Annotated in this window: 13 protein-coding genes; 12 read left to right on the top strand and 1 reads right to left on the bottom strand. The window is 67.9% G+C overall.

Translation table 11 applies throughout. The features are described from left to right. From ACI2JH_RS12045 to ACI2JH_RS12055, 3 genes are all read left to right on the top strand, one after another. Positions 1 to 2,678: indolepyruvate ferredoxin oxidoreductase family protein (locus ACI2JH_RS12045; protein WP_404736289.1), on the top strand; the 2,678-nt coding region annotated here is incomplete at its 5' end. Between the two features lie 138 nt (positions 2,679 to 2,816). Further along, complete coding sequence (locus ACI2JH_RS12050; protein WP_101101634.1) at positions 2,817 to 3,266, top strand: helix-turn-helix transcriptional regulator; 450 nt, start codon at positions 2,817 to 2,819, stop codon at positions 3,264 to 3,266. Continuing rightward, positions 3,238 to 4,614 (top strand): type II toxin-antitoxin system HipA family toxin, encoded by a 1,377-nt coding sequence (locus tag ACI2JH_RS12055; protein WP_349998628.1) that lies wholly within the window; start codon positions 3,238 to 3,240, stop codon positions 4,612 to 4,614. Before ACI2JH_RS12050 ends, ACI2JH_RS12055 begins: the two co-directional genes overlap by 29 nt. On the opposite strand, the gene ACI2JH_RS12060 is transcribed toward ACI2JH_RS12055, so the two are convergent. Further along, a complete protein-coding gene (locus ACI2JH_RS12060; RefSeq protein WP_404736290.1) occupies positions 4,615 to 5,232 on the bottom strand; it encodes a DUF938 domain-containing protein in 618 nt (205 codons plus the stop codon). It lies immediately after the preceding gene. A 124-nt stretch (positions 5,233 to 5,356) separates the two neighbouring features. On the opposite strand from ACI2JH_RS12060, the gene ACI2JH_RS12065 reads away from it, so the two are divergent. From ACI2JH_RS12065 to ACI2JH_RS12105, 9 genes are all read left to right on the top strand, one after another. Continuing rightward, positions 5,357 to 6,988, top strand: coding sequence for a TldD/PmbA family protein (locus ACI2JH_RS12065; RefSeq protein ID WP_404736291.1), 1,632 nt, complete (start codon positions 5,357 to 5,359; stop codon positions 6,986 to 6,988). A 33-nt stretch (positions 6,989 to 7,021) separates the two neighbouring features. Next, entirely contained in the window at positions 7,022 to 8,656 is a 1,635-nt protein-coding gene (locus tag ACI2JH_RS12070; protein ID WP_404736292.1) for a TldD/PmbA family protein, read from the top strand. A gap of 21 nt (positions 8,657 to 8,677) precedes the next feature. Then, positions 8,678 to 10,012, top strand: a complete 1,335-nt coding sequence (locus tag ACI2JH_RS12075; protein ID WP_101101642.1) for a TldD/PmbA family protein — start codon at positions 8,678 to 8,680, stop codon at positions 10,010 to 10,012. A gap of 76 nt (positions 10,013 to 10,088) precedes the next feature. After that, a complete protein-coding gene (locus ACI2JH_RS12080; RefSeq protein WP_404736350.1) occupies positions 10,089 to 10,763 on the top strand; it encodes a DUF4159 domain-containing protein in 675 nt (224 codons plus the stop codon). A gap of 48 nt (positions 10,764 to 10,811) precedes the next feature. After that, entirely contained in the window at positions 10,812 to 11,795 is a 984-nt protein-coding gene (locus ACI2JH_RS12085) for a MoxR family ATPase (protein WP_319275799.1), read from the top strand. A gap of 16 nt (positions 11,796 to 11,811) precedes the next feature. Continuing rightward, positions 11,812 to 12,708 carry a DUF58 domain-containing protein gene (locus ACI2JH_RS12090; RefSeq protein ID WP_404736293.1) on the top strand — a complete coding sequence of 299 codons (897 nt, stop codon included), beginning with the start codon at positions 11,812 to 11,814 and terminating at the stop codon, positions 12,706 to 12,708. Between the two features lie 2 nt (positions 12,709 to 12,710). Further along, a complete protein-coding gene (locus tag ACI2JH_RS12095; RefSeq protein ID WP_404736351.1) occupies positions 12,711 to 13,853 on the top strand; it encodes a BatA domain-containing protein in 1,143 nt (380 codons plus the stop codon). Continuing rightward, entirely contained in the window at positions 13,850 to 16,018 is a 2,169-nt protein-coding gene (locus ACI2JH_RS12100) for a hypothetical protein (protein ID WP_404736294.1), read from the top strand. The genes ACI2JH_RS12095 and ACI2JH_RS12100 overlap by 4 nt, the downstream gene beginning before the upstream one ends. After that, positions 16,015 to 17,847 carry a hypothetical protein gene (locus ACI2JH_RS12105; RefSeq protein ID WP_404736295.1) on the top strand — a complete coding sequence of 611 codons (1,833 nt, stop codon included), beginning with the start codon at positions 16,015 to 16,017 and terminating at the stop codon, positions 17,845 to 17,847. The genes ACI2JH_RS12100 and ACI2JH_RS12105 overlap by 4 nt, the downstream gene beginning before the upstream one ends. Positions 17,848 to 17,987: the final 140 nt, after the last annotated feature.

Consider the following 17,987-nt stretch of genomic DNA (forward strand, 5'->3'; position numbering starts at 1 on the left):
GCATCGCCCGCTTCGCGCAGGGGCTGGAAGACATCATCGTGGTGGAAGAGAAGCGAGCCTTCATCGAGCGCCAGATGAAGGAGCAGTTCTTCAACTGGCCGGCCAGCTGGGGCCCGCGGCCGTCCATCGTCGGCAAGTACGACGAGGAAGGCGAGTGGATCCTGCCGTCCACCGGCGAGCTGACCCCGGCCACCATCGCCGGGGTGATCGGCCGGCGCATCCAGAAGTTCTTCAACAACGACTCCATCGAACAACGCCTGCAGTGGATGCAGGAGAAGGAAGCCGAGCTGGCCCTGCCGCGCGCGAACTTCCCGCGCGTGCCGCATTACTGCTCCGGCTGCCCGCACAACACCTCCACCACCGTGCCGGAAGGCTCGCGCGCGCTGGGCGGCATTGGTTGCCATTACATGGTGACCTGGATGGACCGCAGCACCGACACCTTCACCCACATGGGTGGCGAAGGGGTGACCTGGGCCGGCCAGGCCGCCTTCACCGATACCCCGCACGTGTTCCAGAACCTGGGCGATGGCACCTATTTCCACAGTGGCTCGCTGGCGATCCGCCAATCGGTCGCCGCCGGGGTCAACATCACCTACAAGATCCTCTACAACGACGCGGTGGCGATGACCGGCGGCCAGCCGGTGGACGGCCCGCTGAGCGTGCCGGACATCGCCCGGCAGATGCGCGCCGAAGGCATCCAGACCATCGTGGTGCTGTCGGACACCATCGAGAAATGGACCCGGCAGCGCGACCAGTTCCCGGACGGCGTGGCCTTCCATGACCGCAGCGCGCTGGATGCGGTGCAGAAGCAGCTGCGCGAGGTGAAGGGCGTTTCGATCCTGATCTACGAGCAGACCTGCGCGACCGAAAAGCGACGCCGGCGCAAGCGCGGCAAGCTGGAAGACCCGGCCAAGCGGGTGGTGATCAACTCGCTGGTGTGCGAGGGCTGCGGCGACTGTGGCAAGAAGAGTTTCTGCGTATCGGTGCTGCCGAAAGAAACCGAGTTCGGGCGCAAGCGCGATATCGACCAGTCCAACTGCAACAAGGATTATTCCTGCACCACCGGCTTCTGCCCGAGCTTCGTCACCGTGCACGGCGGCAAGCCGCGCAAGGGCAGCAAGCGCGATGCCTCCACCCTGCTGGACAACCTGCCGGCGCCGCCGGTGCGGACCGCGCTGGAGCAGCCCTGGAACATCCTGATCACCGGCGTGGGTGGCACCGGCGTGGTAACCATCGGCGCGCTGCTGGGCATGGCCGGGCACCTGGAGGGCAAGGGCGCTTCGGTGCTGGACCAGACCGGCCTGGCGCAGAAGGGCGGTGCGGTCACCACCCACATCCGCATCGCACGCACGCCGGCCGACATCCATGCCGTGCGCATCGCCGCCGGTGAAGCCGACCTGGTGCTGGGCTGCGACATGGTGGTGGTCAACGATTACTGGGCGCTGTCCAAGGTGCGCGCCGGTCGCACCCAGGTGGTGCTCAATACCTATGAAGCCATGCCGGGCAGCTTCACCACCCGGCCGGACATGCAGTTCCCCGCCGCCGACATCGTGGCCGGCATCCGGGTGGCGCTGGGCGGCGAATCGCCGCTGCTGCTGGACGCCACCCAGCTGGCCACCGCGCTGCTGGGCGATGCGATCGCAGCCAATCTGTTCATCCTGGGCTACGCGTGGCAGCAGGGCCTGGTGCCGCTGTCCTTCGATGCGCTGATGCGCGCCATCGAGCTCAACGGCGCGGCCGTGGCGATGAACCAGCAGGCCTTTGCCTGGGGCCGCCTGGCCGCGGTGGACCCGCACGCCGTGCAGCAGGCTGCGGGCCTGGTCCGCAATGGCCACACCTCGGCCGAAACCACGCCGGGTCCGTTGCACGCGTTGCCGCCGGGCGAATGGGAAAGCACCGAATGGGGCGCCACCACCGCACCGCGCAACAGCAATGACGAACGCGAGCTGCGGGGCCTGCCCGGGCACGCCGGCGATGACGTGGCGTTCCTGCCACTCGACGATGAGCGGCTGTCGCGCTCGCTGGATGAAATGATCACGCGCCGCGCCGCATTCCTGGTCGACTATCAGGACGAGGCCTATGCAGACCGCTACCGCAGCCTGGTCGATCGGGTGCGGAAGGGGGAACAGGACACGCTGGGCGGCTCCACCGCGCTGACCGAAACCGTGGCCCGTTACCTGTTCAAGCTGATGGCCTACAAGGACGAGTACGAAGTGGCGCGGCTGTATACCAGTGGCGATTTCCAGCGCCGCCTGCAGCAGCAGTTCGAAGGCGATTACCAGCTGCGCTTCCATCTGGCCCCGCCGCTGTTCGCGAAGAAGGATGCGCAGGGCCGCCTGATCAAGAAGGAGTATGGCCCTTGGATGCTGAAGGCCTTCGGCGTGCTGGCCAAGCTGAAGTTCCTGCGTGGCGGCCGGCTGGACCCGTTCGGCCGCACCGCCGAGCGCGTCGGCGAACGCCGGTTGATCACCGATTACGAGGCCACCGTGCAGCTGCTGCTGGACGGCCTGGATGACCACCGGCTTGCGCTGGCGGTGGAGATCGCCAGCATTCCCGAACACATCCGCGGCTACGGCCACGTCAAGGAAGCGCACCTGGAGAAGGCCAAGGCACGCGAGGCGACCTTGCTGGCGCAGTGGAACAACCCGCGCGCGCTGCACATCGTCCAGGTGGCTTGAGGGCTGCCACGGCTGCTGCCCCGTCGGCAGGTAGCGACGGCCACTGGCCGTCGGCAAGGTAATCGAACAGTTACTTCGTTGAAATGTAATCGTTCGATTACTATTGGACTTATGTGAACTATCGGTTACATTTGCCCGATGGCCCAGCTCAAGACGCCCAATGATCTTGGAGTTCTCATCCGACAGCGGCGCAAGGCGCTGGCGTGGGATCAGGCCACGCTGGCGCATGCCGTCGGCGTCAGCCGTCGATGGGTCATCGAGATGGAAAAAGGAAAGCCCGGAGCCGAACTGGGCCTGATACTCCGCACCTTGAACGTGCTCGGCCTGCGCTTGGACGCAACGCCTTCTTCGTCTTCTCCCACTGCCGAAGGCAGTGGCCCGCGCGTGGACATCAACCGGATCATTGATAAGAGCAAAGTCGAACAGGCTGCGCCCGACGTCGACAAGAGCGCGCTCGCGGATCTCGTAGGCAATTGGCTTGCACGCGCGGATTCGGGACACCTGCAAGAGAAAGACAGCGTTGAACAACGTAATGTCCTGGGTGCTCCGGAACCTGCGGATGGAAATCACCCACGCCGATCCCGTTGACGCACTCCGCAGGTCCTCGTCTTCGCAATCAATCAACCAGCTCACGAACCTGGGAACACCGATGGCCCTGACTGTACTTCTATCTGGTGAGATTGCAGGGACACTCGGCAGTGATGCCCACGGCCACCCTCAGTTCGACTACGCCAGTGGATGGCTGGAATCACCTGCCGCCTATCCCCTCTCGTTGAGCCTGCCGCTGCTGCGGAAGCGGTTCGGACACGAGGACGTCGCGTCGGTGCTGTGGGGGCTGCTGCCCGACAACGAGAACCTGCTCCAGCGCTGGGGCTCACATTTCCACGTGTCGCCCCGCAATCCCGCGGCACTGCTGGCGCACGTGGGCGAAGATTGCGCCGGTGCCGTCCAGTTCATCACCGACCAGAGACTCGCGGCCGTCCTGGGTGGTGCAGACGATGGCGTGGTCACGCTGACCGCCGAAGAGGTCGCTGCACGTCTTGCTGGCTTGCGGCAGACCGGTGGTGTCGGGCGCCCTGACGACACGGTAGGTCACTTCAGCCTCGCCGGAGCCCAGTCGAAGATCGCATTGATGAAGCAACCGGACGGCTGCTGGGCGATTCCCAGTGGGCGACTGCCGACGACCCATATCATCAAACCACCGAGCGGCGACTATGACGGTTTCGTGGAGAACGAGATCTTCTGCCTGCGACTGGCACGCCAGCTTGGCCTTCCTGCCGCGCACGTGGAAAAGATGGTCGTCAATGGCGAATCCGCGATTTCGGTCGAACGCTATGATCGCCAGCAGATCGATGGGGTCTGGCATCGGATCCATCAGGAGGATTTCTGCCAGGCGCTTTCGATCACACCTCACCTGAAGTACCAGAACCAGGGTGGACCTGGTCCCGCTGATCTGGCCGCTCTGCTGTGGGCGCACTCTTCCCAGCCTCGCGTCGACGTAGATGTCCTGATGCGCGCACTGATGTTCAATTATCTCATCGGTGGAACCGACGCCCACGCGAAGAACTATTCACTGCTTTTCGGATCCGGCGGCACGGTGAGGCTTGCGCCGCTGTACGACATTTCCAGCGCATTTCCTTATCCGAGCCTGCAGCGGCGGAAGATAAAGATGGCCATGAAGGTCGGCAGCCATTACAGATGGTGGGATATCCGGCTGCAGGACTGGCAGACCACCGCCGAATCAATGAAGCTCGACCCCACGGCCACGTTGTACACCTTGGCCGAGATGGCCGGCAGCCTGCCGTCTGCTGCCAGCGCAGTGAACATCCGCATGCGCGCGGAGGGAATGGCCCATCCCGTTCTGGACGATCTCGTCGAGGAGCTGCATGCGTCGTGTGCGCGTCTGCTCGGCAAGTTCGAGGCGCCCGACGCCTGATCACCCCAACCGCCACACCAGCAACCGGTTGTTGGCCGGCATCGGCAGATCGTCCACTGCGACGAACCCCTGCGCTGCCGCCAGCGCCTGCACCGCCTCACCATCGCGGATGCCGCTGCGCGGATCGCGGGCCTTCAGCCAGCCATCGAACTGGGCATTGCTGTCACTGGTGAAGCGACCGGCGTAGTTGAAGGGGCCATACACCGCAAGCAGCGCACCGCCCTCCAGCAGCGCAGGCAGGCCGGCAAACAGCGCCTGTACGTGCTCCCAGCCCATGATGTGCAGGGTGTTGGCACTGAACACCGCATCGAAGCGCGGCGTACCGGCCGGCACGGCCAGCGGTGGCGCCGGCGGCAGCGCTGCCTGCAGCGCGAACGGTGGCTGCAGATTGGCCAGCCCGGCATCGTCGCGCCACGCGCGGATCCCCGCCAGGTGGTCCGGGTGGTCGCTGGGCTGCCACTGCAGCCATGGCCAGCGCTGGGCGAACCAGGCGGCATGCTGGCCGGTGCCACTGCCGATCTCCAGCACGCGGCGGCGATCGGCCATGAACGGGTCCAGCGCGGCGGCGATGGGATCGCGGTTGCGCTCGCAGGCAAGGGAGTACGGCTTTTCGGTCATGGTTCGTGACGAAAGTGGCAGAACGCCATTGTGCCTGTGACACGACCATGACTGCAGTCACTTGTGCCATTGGATGGCGCTGGCGAAAGTCGGGTGTCAACTGAGTGCACGTGGGGTGGTGGCAGTGCGACGTCGAGATTTCCTGGCCTTCACCGGCGCCGGCCTGGCCGGCCTGATGCTGCCGCATGGGCGATTGATCGCCGCCGAGCAGCTGCTCGAACCCGGTGACCCGGCGCTCGGCAAGCGCTTGGCCGATGCCGCGCTGCAGGCCGCGCGCGGCGCCGGTGCCAGCTACTGCGACGTGCGCATCGGCCGTTACCTGAGCCAGGGCATCATCACCCGCGAACGCAACGTGGAAAACGTCACCAACAGCGAATCGGCCGGCGTCGGCGTGCGCGTGATCGTCGACGGCGCCTGGGGTTTCGCTGCCACCCACCAGCGCACGCCGGAGCAGGTCGTGCAGGCGGTGGCGCAGGCGGTGGCCATCGCCCGCGCCAATGCGAAGGTGCAGACCCGCCGCGTGCAGCTGGCTGCCACGCCCGGGGTGGGCGAAGTCAGCTGGCGCACCCCGCTGAAGAAGAACGCCATGGCGGTGCCGGTGCAGGACAAGGTCAGCCTGCTGCTGGACATCAATGCCGCCGCGCTCGGCGCCGGCGCGGACTACTTCAACTCCACCCTGTTCCTGGTCAACGAACAGAAGTACTTCGCCTCCAGCGATGGCTCCTGGATCGACCAGGACGTGCACCGCATCTGGCTGCCCTTCACCGCCACCGCGGTGGACAAGGCCAGCGGCCGGTTCCGCACCCGCAACGGCCTGTCCGCGCCGATGGGCATGGGTTACGAGTTCCTCGACGGTGACCGCAGCGGGCGCTTCGAACTGCCCGGCGGGGTGGTCGGCTACGGCCATTCCTACGACCCGCGCGAAGACGCACTGGCCGCCGCGCGCCAGGCACGCGAAAAGCTCACTGCGCCTTCGGTGAAGGCCGGCAAGTACGATGTGGTGCTGGACCCGTCCAACCTGTTCCTGACCATCCACGAGAATGTCGGCCATCCGCTGGAACTGGACCGCGTGCTGGGCTACGAGGCGAACTACGCCGGCACCAGCTTCGCCACGCTGGACAAGCGCGATGCCGGCTTCCGCTGGGGCAGCGACATCGTCAACTTCACCGCCGACAAGACCCAGCCGGGCAGCCTCGGCGCGGTGGGCTACGACGATGAAGGGGTCAAGACCCAGCGCTGGGACCTGGTCCGCGATGGCATCCTGGTCGACTACCAGGCCACCCGCGATGAAGCCCATATCCTCGGGCGCGACGCCTCGCATGGCTGCAGTTACGCTGATTCGTGGTCCAGCGTGCAGTTCCAGCGCATGGCCAACGTCTCGCTGGCGCCGGGCAAGGCGCCGCTGAGCGTGGCGGAGATGGTCAAGGACGTGGAGAACGGCCTGTATTTCCACGGCCGCGGCTCGTATTCCATCGACCAGCAGCGTTACAACGCGCAGTTCGGCGCCCAGCTCTGCTACCAGATCAAGGACGGCCGCATCACCGGCATGGTCGAGGACGCGGCCTACCAGATCCGCACGCCGGAGTTCTGGAACGCCTGTTCGGCGATCTGCGATGAGCGCGATTTCCGCCTCGGCGGCTCGTTCTTCGACGGCAAGGGCCAGCCCTCGCAGGTATCGGCGGTATCGCACGGTTCGTCCACCACCCGTTTCAACGGCATCAACATCATCAATACCGCGCGCAGTCTCGGCGCATGAGTCCTGTCCAACATCCACACGTGGAGAGCAGCCTTGCAACGACGTGACTTCCTCGCCCTCACCGGGCTTACCGCGGGCGGGCTGCTGGTGCCCTCCTTCTTCGGCAAGGCGATCGCCGCCGAACAACTGCAGACCGTGCTCGACCCGGCCCTGAAAAAGCGCCTGGCCGATGTCGCCCTGCAGGCGGCGCGCAGTGCCGGCGCCACCTACTGCGACGTGCGCATCGGCCGCTACCTGCGGCAGTTCGTGATCACCCGCGAAGACAAAGTGCAGAACGTGGTCAATACCGAGTCCACCGGCGTGGGCATCCGCGTGCTGGTCAACGGGGCCTGGGGCTTTGCGGCCACCAACCAGCTGGCCAGTGCGGACATCGCCAAGGCGGCGCAGCAGGCGGCGGGCATCGCACGCGCCAACGCCGGCATCCAGACCGCACCGGTGCAGCTGGCTGCAGCCCCCGGCGTGGGCGAGGTCAGCTGGCGCACGCCGGTACGCCGTAATTCCATGGAAGTGCCGATCAAAGACAAGGTCGACCTGCTGCTGGACGTCAACGCGGCGGCGATCAATGCCGGCGCCAGCTTCGTCAATTCGATGATGTTCCTGGTCAACGAACAGAAGTATTTCGCCTCCACCGATGGCTCCTACATCGACCAGGACGTACACCGCATCTGGGTGCCGATGACGATCACCGCCATCGACAAGGAAAGCGGCAAGTTCCGCACCCGCGAGGGCCTGTCCGCGCCGATGGGCATGGGCTACGAGTACCTGGACGGTTCGACCGCCGGCAAGGTGGTCACCCCCAACGGGGTGGTGAACTACTCCACGTCCTACGACATGAAGGAAGATGCCATCGCGTCGGCCAAACAGGCGCGCGAGAAGCTGAAGGCGCCCTCGGTGAAGCCCGGCAAGTACGACCTGGTGCTGGATCCTTCGCACACCTGGCTGACCATCCACGAGTCGGTCGGCCACCCGCTGGAACTGGATCGCGTACTCGGCTACGAGGCCAACTACGCCGGCACCAGCTTCGCCACGCTGGACAAGCGCGAGCAGCGTTTCCAGTACGGCAGCGAGCTGGTCAACATCTTCGCCGACAAGACCCAGCAAGGCAGCCTGGGCGCGGTGGCGTATGACGACGAAGGCGTGAAGTGCAAGCGCTGGGACCTGATCAGCGACGGCAAGCTGGTGGATTACCAGACCATCCGCGACCAGGCCCATATCCTCGGCAAGACCGAGTCCGATGGCTGCTGTTATGCCGATTCGTGGTCCAGCGTGCAGTTCCAGCGCATGGCCAACGTGTCCATGGCACCGGGCAAGCAGAAGCTCAGCGTGGATGAGCTGATCAAGGACGTGGAGAACGGCATCTACATCATCGGTGACGGCTCGTTCTCGATCGACCAGCAACGCTACAACGCGCAGTTCGGTGGCCAGCTGTTCTACGAGATCAAGAACGGCAGGATCACCGGCATGCTGGAGGACGTGGCCTACCAGATCCGCACGCCGGAGTTCTGGAACGCCTGCAGCGCCGTCGCCGACGAGCGCGACTACCGCCTGGGTGGCTCGTTCTTCGACGGCAAGGGCCAGCCGGGCCAGGTCTCGGCGGTCTCGCACGGTTCGTCCACTGCCCGTTTCAATGGCATCAACGTCATCAACACCGCACGCAGCCTCGGCTGACCGGTCTGGAGCCCGAAACCCATGAGCATCTTCACCGAACAGCAGGCCAAGGCCATCCTCGACAAGGTCATCGCCCTGTCCAAGGCCGATGAGTGCACCGCGACCCTGGCCGGGTCCATCAACGGCAACATCCGTTTCGCGCTGAACAACATCTCCACCAGCGGCATCGTCAGTGATGCCTCGCTGGCCGTGGAAGTGGCCTTCGGCAAGCGCGTCGGCACCGCATCGATCAACGAATTCGACGATGCCGCGCTGGAACGCGTGGTGCGCCGTGCCGAAGACCTGGCCCGACTGGCGCCGGAGAACCCGGAGTTCATCCCGGCGATCGGCAAGCAGACCTATCGCCCTACGCCGACCTTCAGCGAATCCACCGGGGCCATCGATCCGGCGTTCCGCGCCAAGGTCGCCGCCGATTCGATCCTGCCGTGCCGCCAGGCCGGGGTGATCGCGGCCGGGTTCCTGGAAGACGGCCACGGCTTCGTCGCCACCGCCAACAGCAACGGCAACTTCGGCTACCAGCGCACCAGCAGCTTCGATTACACCTGCACTGTGCGCACCGAAGACGGCCGCGGTTCGGGCTGGGTCGGTCGCAACCTGAAGGATGCGGCCGACTTCAAGGCCGACCAGGACGTGCGCATCGCCATGCGCAAGGCCACCGAATCGGCCGAAGCCAAGGCGCTGGAACCGGGCAAGTACACGGTTATCCTGGAACCGGCTGCGGCTGCCGGTCTGATCAGCTTCATGATGCGCTTCTTCGATGCGCGCTCGGCCGATGAAGGCCGCAGCTTCCTGTCAAAGAAGGGCGGCGGCAACAAGCTCGGCGAACAGGTGTACGACCCGCGGGTGAACCTGCACGCTGATCCGTGGCACCCCGAAGCGCCGGTACTGCCGTGGGATGACAACGGCATGCCGCGCGACAAGGTCGCCATCATCGAAAACGGCAAGATCGCCAACCTCGACTACTCGCGTTTCTGGGCACAGAAGCAGGGCAAGACCGCCAACGCGCGGCCGGGCAACCTGCTGATGAGCGGCGGCGACAAGAGCACGGCGGACCTGGTGCGGGGTACCCAGAAGGGCATCCTGGTCACCCGTACCTGGTACATCCGCATGGTCGATCCACAGACCGTGCTGCTGACCGGCCTGACCCGCGACGGCACGTTCTACATCGAGAACGGGCAGATCAAGCACCCGGTGAAGAACTTCCGCTTCAACGAATCGCCGGTGATCATGCTCAACAACATCGACGAGCTCGGCAAGCCGGTGCGCGTGGCCGGTGACGAGTCCAGCTTCGTGATGATGATCCCGCCGATGCGCCTGCGCGATTTCACCTTCACCTCGTTGTCCGACGCGGTCTGATGCCGCGTTGGACGGATAGCGACGGCCGCTGGCCGTCTGCAGGGACGGCGTGAACCGCGCGCAGTTCCTGCGTGCGATGCTCGGTGGCGCCGCCCTGGCGGCGCTGCCGCGCTTCGCCCGTGCCCAGGCGGGGCGCTACGATTTCTGGTTCACGCGGCTGAAATACGATTCCGGTGACTGGGACGTGGATGCGCGCATGCCGTCCAACCTGATCACCTCGCTGATCGATTACACCAGCCTGCGCGTGGACCCGAAGGAACACGTGCTGGACCTGTCCGATCCCCGCATGCTGCAGGCACCGTTCTGCTACCTCGCCGGCCACAAGCTGGTGGAGTTCAGTGCCGCCGAACGCGAGAACTTCGTACGGTACGTGCGCAACGGGGGCTTCGTGTTCGTGGACGACTGCAACCACGATATCGATGGCCTGTTCGCCAAGTCCTTCGAAGCGCAGATGGGCAAGCTGTTCGGCGCTTCGGCATTGAAGAAACTGCCCGACAACCACGCGCTGTACCGCAGCTTCTTCAACTTCCCGGACGGCCCTCCGGCCACCGGGTTCGAGTTGAATGGCTGGGGCGACGACCTGGTCCACGATTACCTCAAGGGCATCGAAGTGGACGGCCGGCTCGGGGTGCTCTACAGCAACAAGGATTACGGTTGCGAGTGGGACTACGACTGGCGCAACAAGCGTTTCCTGGCCGAAGACAACACCCGCTTCGGCGTCAACATCGTGATGTACGCGTTGAACAACTGAGCATGGCCGGCGTTTCCCGGCCTCCCCCCCCACCTGACAGGCTTGACCATGACCGCCCCTGACCTTGATTCCCTGCTGCCGCGCCTGCAACAGCTGCGCGATGCGCTCGCCCAGGCCGTGGTCGGCCAGCATGAGGTGGTGGAGCAGCTGCTGATCGGCCTGCTGGCCGGCGGTCACTGCCTGCTGGAAGGCGCGCCCGGGCTGGGCAAGACCCTGCTGGTGCGTTCGCTGGGACAAGCGCTGGAGCTGCAGTTCCGCCGCGTGCAGTTCACCCCGGACCTGATGCCCAGCGACATCCTGGGCACCGAGCTGCTGGAAGAAGACCATGGCACCGGCCATCGCCATTTCCGCTTCCAGAAAGGTCCCATCTTCACCAACCTGCTGCTGGCCGACGAACTGAACCGCACGCCGCCCAAGACCCAGGCGGCGTTGCTGGAGGCCATGCAGGAACGCACCGTCAGCTACGCCGGGACAACCTACACGCTGCCACAGCCGTTCTTCGTACTGGCCACCCAGAACCCGATCGAACAGGCCGGTACCTACCCGCTGCCGGAAGCACAGCTGGATCGCTTCCTGCTGCATGTGCGGGTGGATTACCCCAGCGAGCAGGAAGAGCAGGACATCCTGCGCCAGACCACCGGCAGCACCAGCGGCAGCGTCCCGAAGGTGATGGATGCCGAGGCGGTGATCGCGCTGCAGGACGCGGTGCGCCAGGTGCACGTCAGCGACGATGTGCTGGCCTGGATCACCCGGCTTGTCCGCGCCAGCCGCCCGGGCGTGGCGGCACCGGCAGCGGTGAACCAGTGGATCAAATGGGGTGCCGGCCCGCGTGCCGGCCAGTCGCTGGTGCTGGCCGCCAAGGCCCGTGCGCTGCTGCAGGGGCGCTTTGCCGCCACGCGCGACGACGTGCAGGCGCTGGCCGCGCCGGTGATGCGCCACCGCCTGCTGTTGTCCTTCGCCGCCGAGGCCGAAGGCAAGGGCGCCGACGACGTGGTCGCTGCGCTGCTGCAGGCCGTGCCGTTCCCCGGCTGACCGCGACGACGCACGCGTGGACCACAACGCTCCCATTGCCCTGCCCGCCGACGTCCGCGGCCGCCTGAAGGCCCTGCGCCTGCAGCCACGCCGTGCGCACGGCGCGCACGGCATCGGCCAGCACGCCAGCCGCAGCCGGGGCGCGGGGCTGGAGTTCGCGCAGTACCGCGCCTACGAACCCGGCGACGAACTCCGCCAGGTGGACTGGAAACTCTACGCACGCTCGGACCGCTTCTTCGTTCGGGAATCCGAGCGCGAGAGTCCGGTAACGGCCTGGATCCTGATCGACGCCAGTGCCTCGGCCAGCCAGCGTGATCGCGCGCGGCCGGCGTGGTCGCGGCTGGACCACGCCAGTGCGGTGGCCGCCTGCCTGGTGGAACTGGCACTGCAGCAGGGGGATCGATTCGGGCTGCTGGCCCTCGGTGGCAGTGGCGTGCAGCTGGTGCCGGCCGGGAGCGGCCCGCGCCACCGTGACCGGATGCATCTGCAGCTGCGCCAGCTCAACGCCACCGGCACCTGGCCGCCGGCGGACATGCTGCGCCCGGTGTGGGAGCGCGTGCATGCGGGGGACATGCTGGTCGCGCTCGGCGATGGCTTCGACGAGGCCGGCACCCAGCTGCTGGAACGCCTGGCCGCCGCGCGCCGGGATGTCTTCAACGTGCAGCTGCTGACCGCCGAAGAGCGCGATTTTCCGTTTACCGAAGGCCATCGGTTCCGCGATCCGGAAACCGGGGCGGAGCTGCTGGGTGACGGCCGCGCGCTACGCGCGGGCTACCTGGAACAGTTCGCGCAGGCCCGCCGTGCGTTGCAGGCGCGTCTGCAGTCTGCCGGCATCGCCCACGCCACCGGCTGGCTCGACGAGCCACTGGATGCCCCCCTGCAGCAGCTGTTCGGCACGCGGGGCGCCCCATGAGCCTGTCCTTGTTGTTCCCACTGGGCCTGCTGGCGCTGGCAACGCTGCTGGTTCCGCTGCTGATCCATCTCGCCCGGCGGCAGCACGAGGTGCCGCTGGACTTCGCCGCGTTGCGCTGGTTGCAGGCACGCGTCCGACCGCGCAGCCGCGTGCGGATCGACGAATGGCTGCTGCTGGCATTGCGCTTGTTGCTGCTGGCCACGCTGGCGCTGCTGCTGGCGCAACCGGTGCTGCGGGGCGGAACCGCGCAGGTGCGGCCGGTCACCGTGGTGGCCCCGGGGCTGGACGCCACCGTGCTGCGCGGTGCGGACAACGAAGGGGACTGGCGTTGGCTGGCCCCCGGTTTCCCGCCGTTGCAGCAGCCGCCGGCAGCGTCCACGGTGGCCTTCGCCAGCCTGCTGCGCGAGCTCGACCAGAACCTGCCCGCCGGCACGCCGCTGGTGGTTCATCTTCCCGATCCGCTGCCCGGGTTGGACGGCGAGCGCATCCGGTTGTCGCGCACCGTGCAATGGCGACCGCAGCCACGGCCGGTGGCCGCCGCAGGCACCGTGCCGGAAGCGCCGCGCCTGCATGTCGGCGGCGATGGAGATCCTGCGGCGCTGCGGGTGCTCGATGCGTTGCAACGCGCGTGGACCGGTTCGCCGCTGTCCGCTGCCACCGATGCCGTGCCGGCCGACGGCCGGATAGGCGCCTGGCTGGCCGCCGCGCCCTTGCCGCCGGCCTGGCAGGCGTGGCTTGCCGAAGGCGGCAGCGTGCTGCGCGTCGCCGCCCCTCAGCCCGGTAGTGCCGGCGCCGGAACCGCGACCTCGCCGTGGTTGCCGGTGCTGCGCGATGCCCAGGGTGCGACGCTGCTCGAGCAACGCCGCGTGGGCCGCGGGCGCCTGCTCCGCTTCCCGGCCGCACTCTCCACCGCCGCGCTGCCCGCTGTCGCGGACGACGACTTTCCCCGGCGCCTGCGCGATGTGCTGACCCCGCCACCGTTCCCCACCCTGGGCGTGGCGGCGGATCAATCACCGCTGACCGGCGCGGCAGCCCCACTGCCACGACCGCGTGACCTTGCCCCGTGGATGCTGCTGGCGATCGTGCTGCTGTTCGCGCTGGAGCGTTGGCTGGCAACGTCGGCCAGGCGCAGGAGCACGCCATGAACACCGCCGTGAGCCGCGCCTGGCAGGCAGCACGCCGACGCCAGGCAGCGCAGGTGATGGCCATCGCGGTGCCGCTGGTGGTCGCGCTGGCCGCACTCGCATGGCGGCTTGCCACGTATGACGTGGCGAGCGGGGTGCTGGCGATCGGCCTGCTCGCTGCCGCCGCGCTGGCGACCTGGCGCGCGCGTGCGCTGGATCGCCGCTGGCTGGTTCGCCAGCTGGACCAGCGGCCCACGGCTCGCGACAGTGCCGACCTGCTGTTCACCGACGCCGCAACGCTCAATCCATTGCAGTTGCGCCAGCGCGAACGCATCGATGCGGCCCTGCGCCAGGATCCACCGGAGCTGCGTGCACGTTGGCCGCGGCGCGCGCTGGCAGCAGCAGGGTGCGCCAGCGTGCTGGTGGTCGCCCTCGCCTTCGGTTGGCCCCGCGCTGGCAGCGTGCCGGCCGCTCCTGCGCCGGTTGGCACGGCAAGCGGCACCGCGGCTTCCACGCCGCCTGCGCTGCAGTCCGCGCGCCTGCGGATCACCGCGCCGTCCTATACCGGCCAGCCGGTACGTACGCAGAGTGAGCTCGACGGCAAGGTCGCGCAGGACAGCCAACTGCGCTGGTCGCTGCGTTTTTCCGGCACGCCCACACGTGCCGCGCTGCAGTTCCACGACGGGCAGCGCGTCGAACTGACGCAGCAGGATGGGCAGTGGAGCGGCAGCTGGAAGGCTGCAAGGCCGGTCCTGTACCGCGTGGTGACCGAGCCCGCACTGCGCGACACGCGCCTGTACCGCCTGGACGTGGTGCCCGACCAGCCGCCCAGCGTGCGGGTGGTCGAGCCGGAGGCCACGCTGGTGCTCGGCACGCCCGGCCAGCGCCGCTGGCAGCTGCGCTTCGAAGCCCGTGATGATCACGGCGTGGCCGCCACGGCACAGCTGAAGGTAACCCTGGCCCAGGGCAGCGGCGAGAACATCACCTTCCGCGAGCAGGTCATCACCCTCCGTGGCAGCGGCCCGGCAATGCAGCGCCGCTTCGCCCACGCGCTGGACCTGGCCGCGTTGGGTGCCAGCGCCGGCAACGATGTGATCGCGCAGCTGCAGGTGCGCGACAACCACGCGCCCACGCCACAGTCCGCGCAGAGCAGCAGCCTGATCCTGCGCCTGCCGACCGAAGCCGACGTGCAGGAGGCCGAGCTGGAAGGCATGGTCAAGCGCACCCTGCCGGCGTATTTCCGCAGCCAACGGCAAATCATCATCGATGCCGAAGCCCTGCTCGCCCAGCGCAGCAAGCTGTCAGGGGACGAGTTCACCCGTCGCTCCGATGCGATCGGCGTGGACCAGCGCATCCTGCGCCTGCGCTACGGCCAGTTCCTCGGTGAGGAAAGCGAGGGCGCACCCAGGCCCCCGCCCACCAGCGACCTGCCGACCAGCGACGTGCCCAGCAACGACATTCCTGCTCCTGCTGCCGAAGATCACGAGCACGACGGCCATGCCGCGGACCACGATGATGACCATGGCCACGATCACGCTGGCAGCGACGCGCCGCAGGTGTTCGGCAGCGCCACCGATGTACTTTCCGAGTACGGTCATACCCATGACCACGCCGAGGCCGCCACCCTGCTCGATCCGCAGACGCGCGCCACGTTGAAGGCTGCACTGGACCAGATGTGGTCCTCCGAAGGCGAGCTGCGCCAGGGCCGGCCGAAAGAAGCCTTGCCGCATGCCTACAAGGCGCTGGCCTTCATCAAGGAGGTGCAGCAGGCCGAGCGGATCTACCTGGCCCGGGTGGGTCCGGAACTGCCTCCCATCGACGAAAGCCGGCGGCTGGGCGGCAAGCGCGAGGGCATCGACAGTCGACGCCTGCCGCTGGCGGCGCTGACGGCGTCGGACCAGGCCATCGTCGTGGTCTGGCAGCAGCTGGACAGCGCTGGCCAGCCCCCGGACCTGGACGCGTTGAACGGCTGGCTGCGTGCCAATGAAACCCGCCTCGCCGACCCGCTCAGCCTTGCCGCATCGATTGAAGAACTGCGCATGGCACCGGACTGCATGCGCTGCCGCGACGCGCTGCGCGCGCAGTTGTGGCGTGCCCTGCTGCGCCCGGTTCCGGCACCGGCACGGCGCAGCACACCCGACGCTATGGGACAGCGTTACCGCGATGCACTGGGAGCCGGACCATGACGGACAGTCGCTGGATCGGCGCGGCGATCATCGCCATCGTGCTGCTGGCCACGCTGCGCATGCTGCTGCAGCAACGGCGCGGCGCGCGCCTGCCGCCCCTGCGGCTGGCCGCGCTGCTGGTGCTGCAGGCGCTGGCGGGTGGGCTGTTGCTGCTGGCGCTGGTGCCGCCGCAGCACAGCGCGCCCCGCCATGCGCTCACGCTGCTGACCGCCGGCGCAGCGCAGGCGCCTGCTGCAGCCGATGACGCCTCGACGGTACTCGCCCTGCCGGAGTCCAACGCGCGCGCCGGCATCGCGCGCGTGCCGGACCTGGCCAGCGCCCTGCGCCAGCACCCGGGAACCGAACGGCTCACGCTGGTCGGTGATGGGTTGTCCGCGCGCGATCGTGATACAGCGTTGCCCGCCGAGGTGCAGTTGAGGTTGTCGCCCGCACCGCGCGGCTGGATGGACCTGCAAGCGCCGGCCATCACCGCCCCCGGGGCGGTCTTCGCCGTGCGCGCACGTGCCCAGGGCGTGTCCGACGGCCGTGCCGAGCTGCTCGATCCTGCAGGCCAGGTGGTCGCGCGTGCCGCGCTGGACAAGCGCGGCGGCGCCCGCCTGGAAGGTGTTGCGCGGGTCGTCGGGCGCACCGTGTTCCAGCTGCGGCTGCTGGACGGCAGCGATCATCAGGTGGACAGCATCCCGGTCCCGCTGCAGGTCGCAGCGCCTGCACCGGTGCGGATGCTGATGCTGGCCGGTGCGCCCGGACCCGAGGTCAAATACCTGCGACGCTGGGCCGCCGATGCGGGGGTGGAGCTGCAGTTCCAGTCCAGCGTGGGGGCCGGCGTGATCTTGGGCGACGCACCGGTGGCCGTGACCCCGGCGCGGCTTGCCGAATCAGACGTGCTGCTGCTGGACGAACGCAGCTTGGCCGCACTGGGCGCCGCGCAGCGCAACGCCGTGCAGCAGGCCCTGCGCGATGGATTGGGCGTGTTGGTGCGCAGCGCGGGGCCGCTGCCGGACAACGCGCGCCAGACCCTGCGTGGCTGGGGCCTGCCGGTCACCGGCAATGGCCAGGCCGCGGCGTTGAAACTGGCGGGCGAATCGCAGGCGGAGCTGTTGCCGGCGCGGCGCGGACCGCGGGCTCCGGCGGCGGAGGCAACGCAGTGGATGGCCGAGGCCGATGCACGTTCCCACCTGGCCGAGGTGCCGGCGCTGGAACAGCTGACCCTGCGAGTCGCTGGCGCCCAGCCGCTGCTGCAGGATGCGGACGGCGCGGCCATCGGCGGCTGGCGCGCGAGCGGTCGCGGACGGATCGGCCTGCTGCCGGTGACCGACAGTTACCGCGCGGTGCTGGCCGGGCGCGATGATCGCCATGCGGAGCTGTGGAGCAGTGTGATCGGCCTCATCGCGCGCCCGGTCGCGGCGGCGCCCGAAGTGCAGGTGGAGTCTGATACGCCCTGGGCGGGCGAGCGCGTGGTGGTGTGCGGTGTCGCGGCCGGCGCGCAGGTACGTCGCAGTGCCGAAGCCGCACCGGAAACGCTGATCGTCGACCCCGCCACCGGCACGCAGCGCTGCGCGGCATGGTGGCCGCGCCAGGCCGGCTGGCACGAATTGATGCAGGGCGATGTGCGGCAGGCGGTGTATGTGTTCAACCCCGCCGACGCCACCGCGCTGCATCGCCAGCAGCTGCGCGACAGCACGGCGCTGCGCGTCGCCGGCGGGCACGGACGGATGTCGGCCGCCACGCAGCAGGTGCCGGGCGCGCGCTGGCCATGGCTGCTCGCCTTCGTGCTGGTCGCCGGCCTGCTGTGGTGGCTGGAGCGGCGCACCACCGCAACGGACCGGTAGCGCCGAGCCGTGCTCGGCGAGCGCAGCGGAAAGGCGAAGGCGTGACGACCAACGGTCGTCACCCACCAAGCGCAGAAGCTGACGGCCAGCTCGCAGTGAATGATTCACGTGTATGGGCAAGCGCGTCTCAGGCATTGAGA

The organism is Stenotrophomonas sp. NPDC078853 (assembly GCF_044901215.1).
GTDB classification, from domain to species: Bacteria; Pseudomonadota; Gammaproteobacteria; order Xanthomonadales; family Xanthomonadaceae; genus Stenotrophomonas; species Stenotrophomonas lacuserhaii.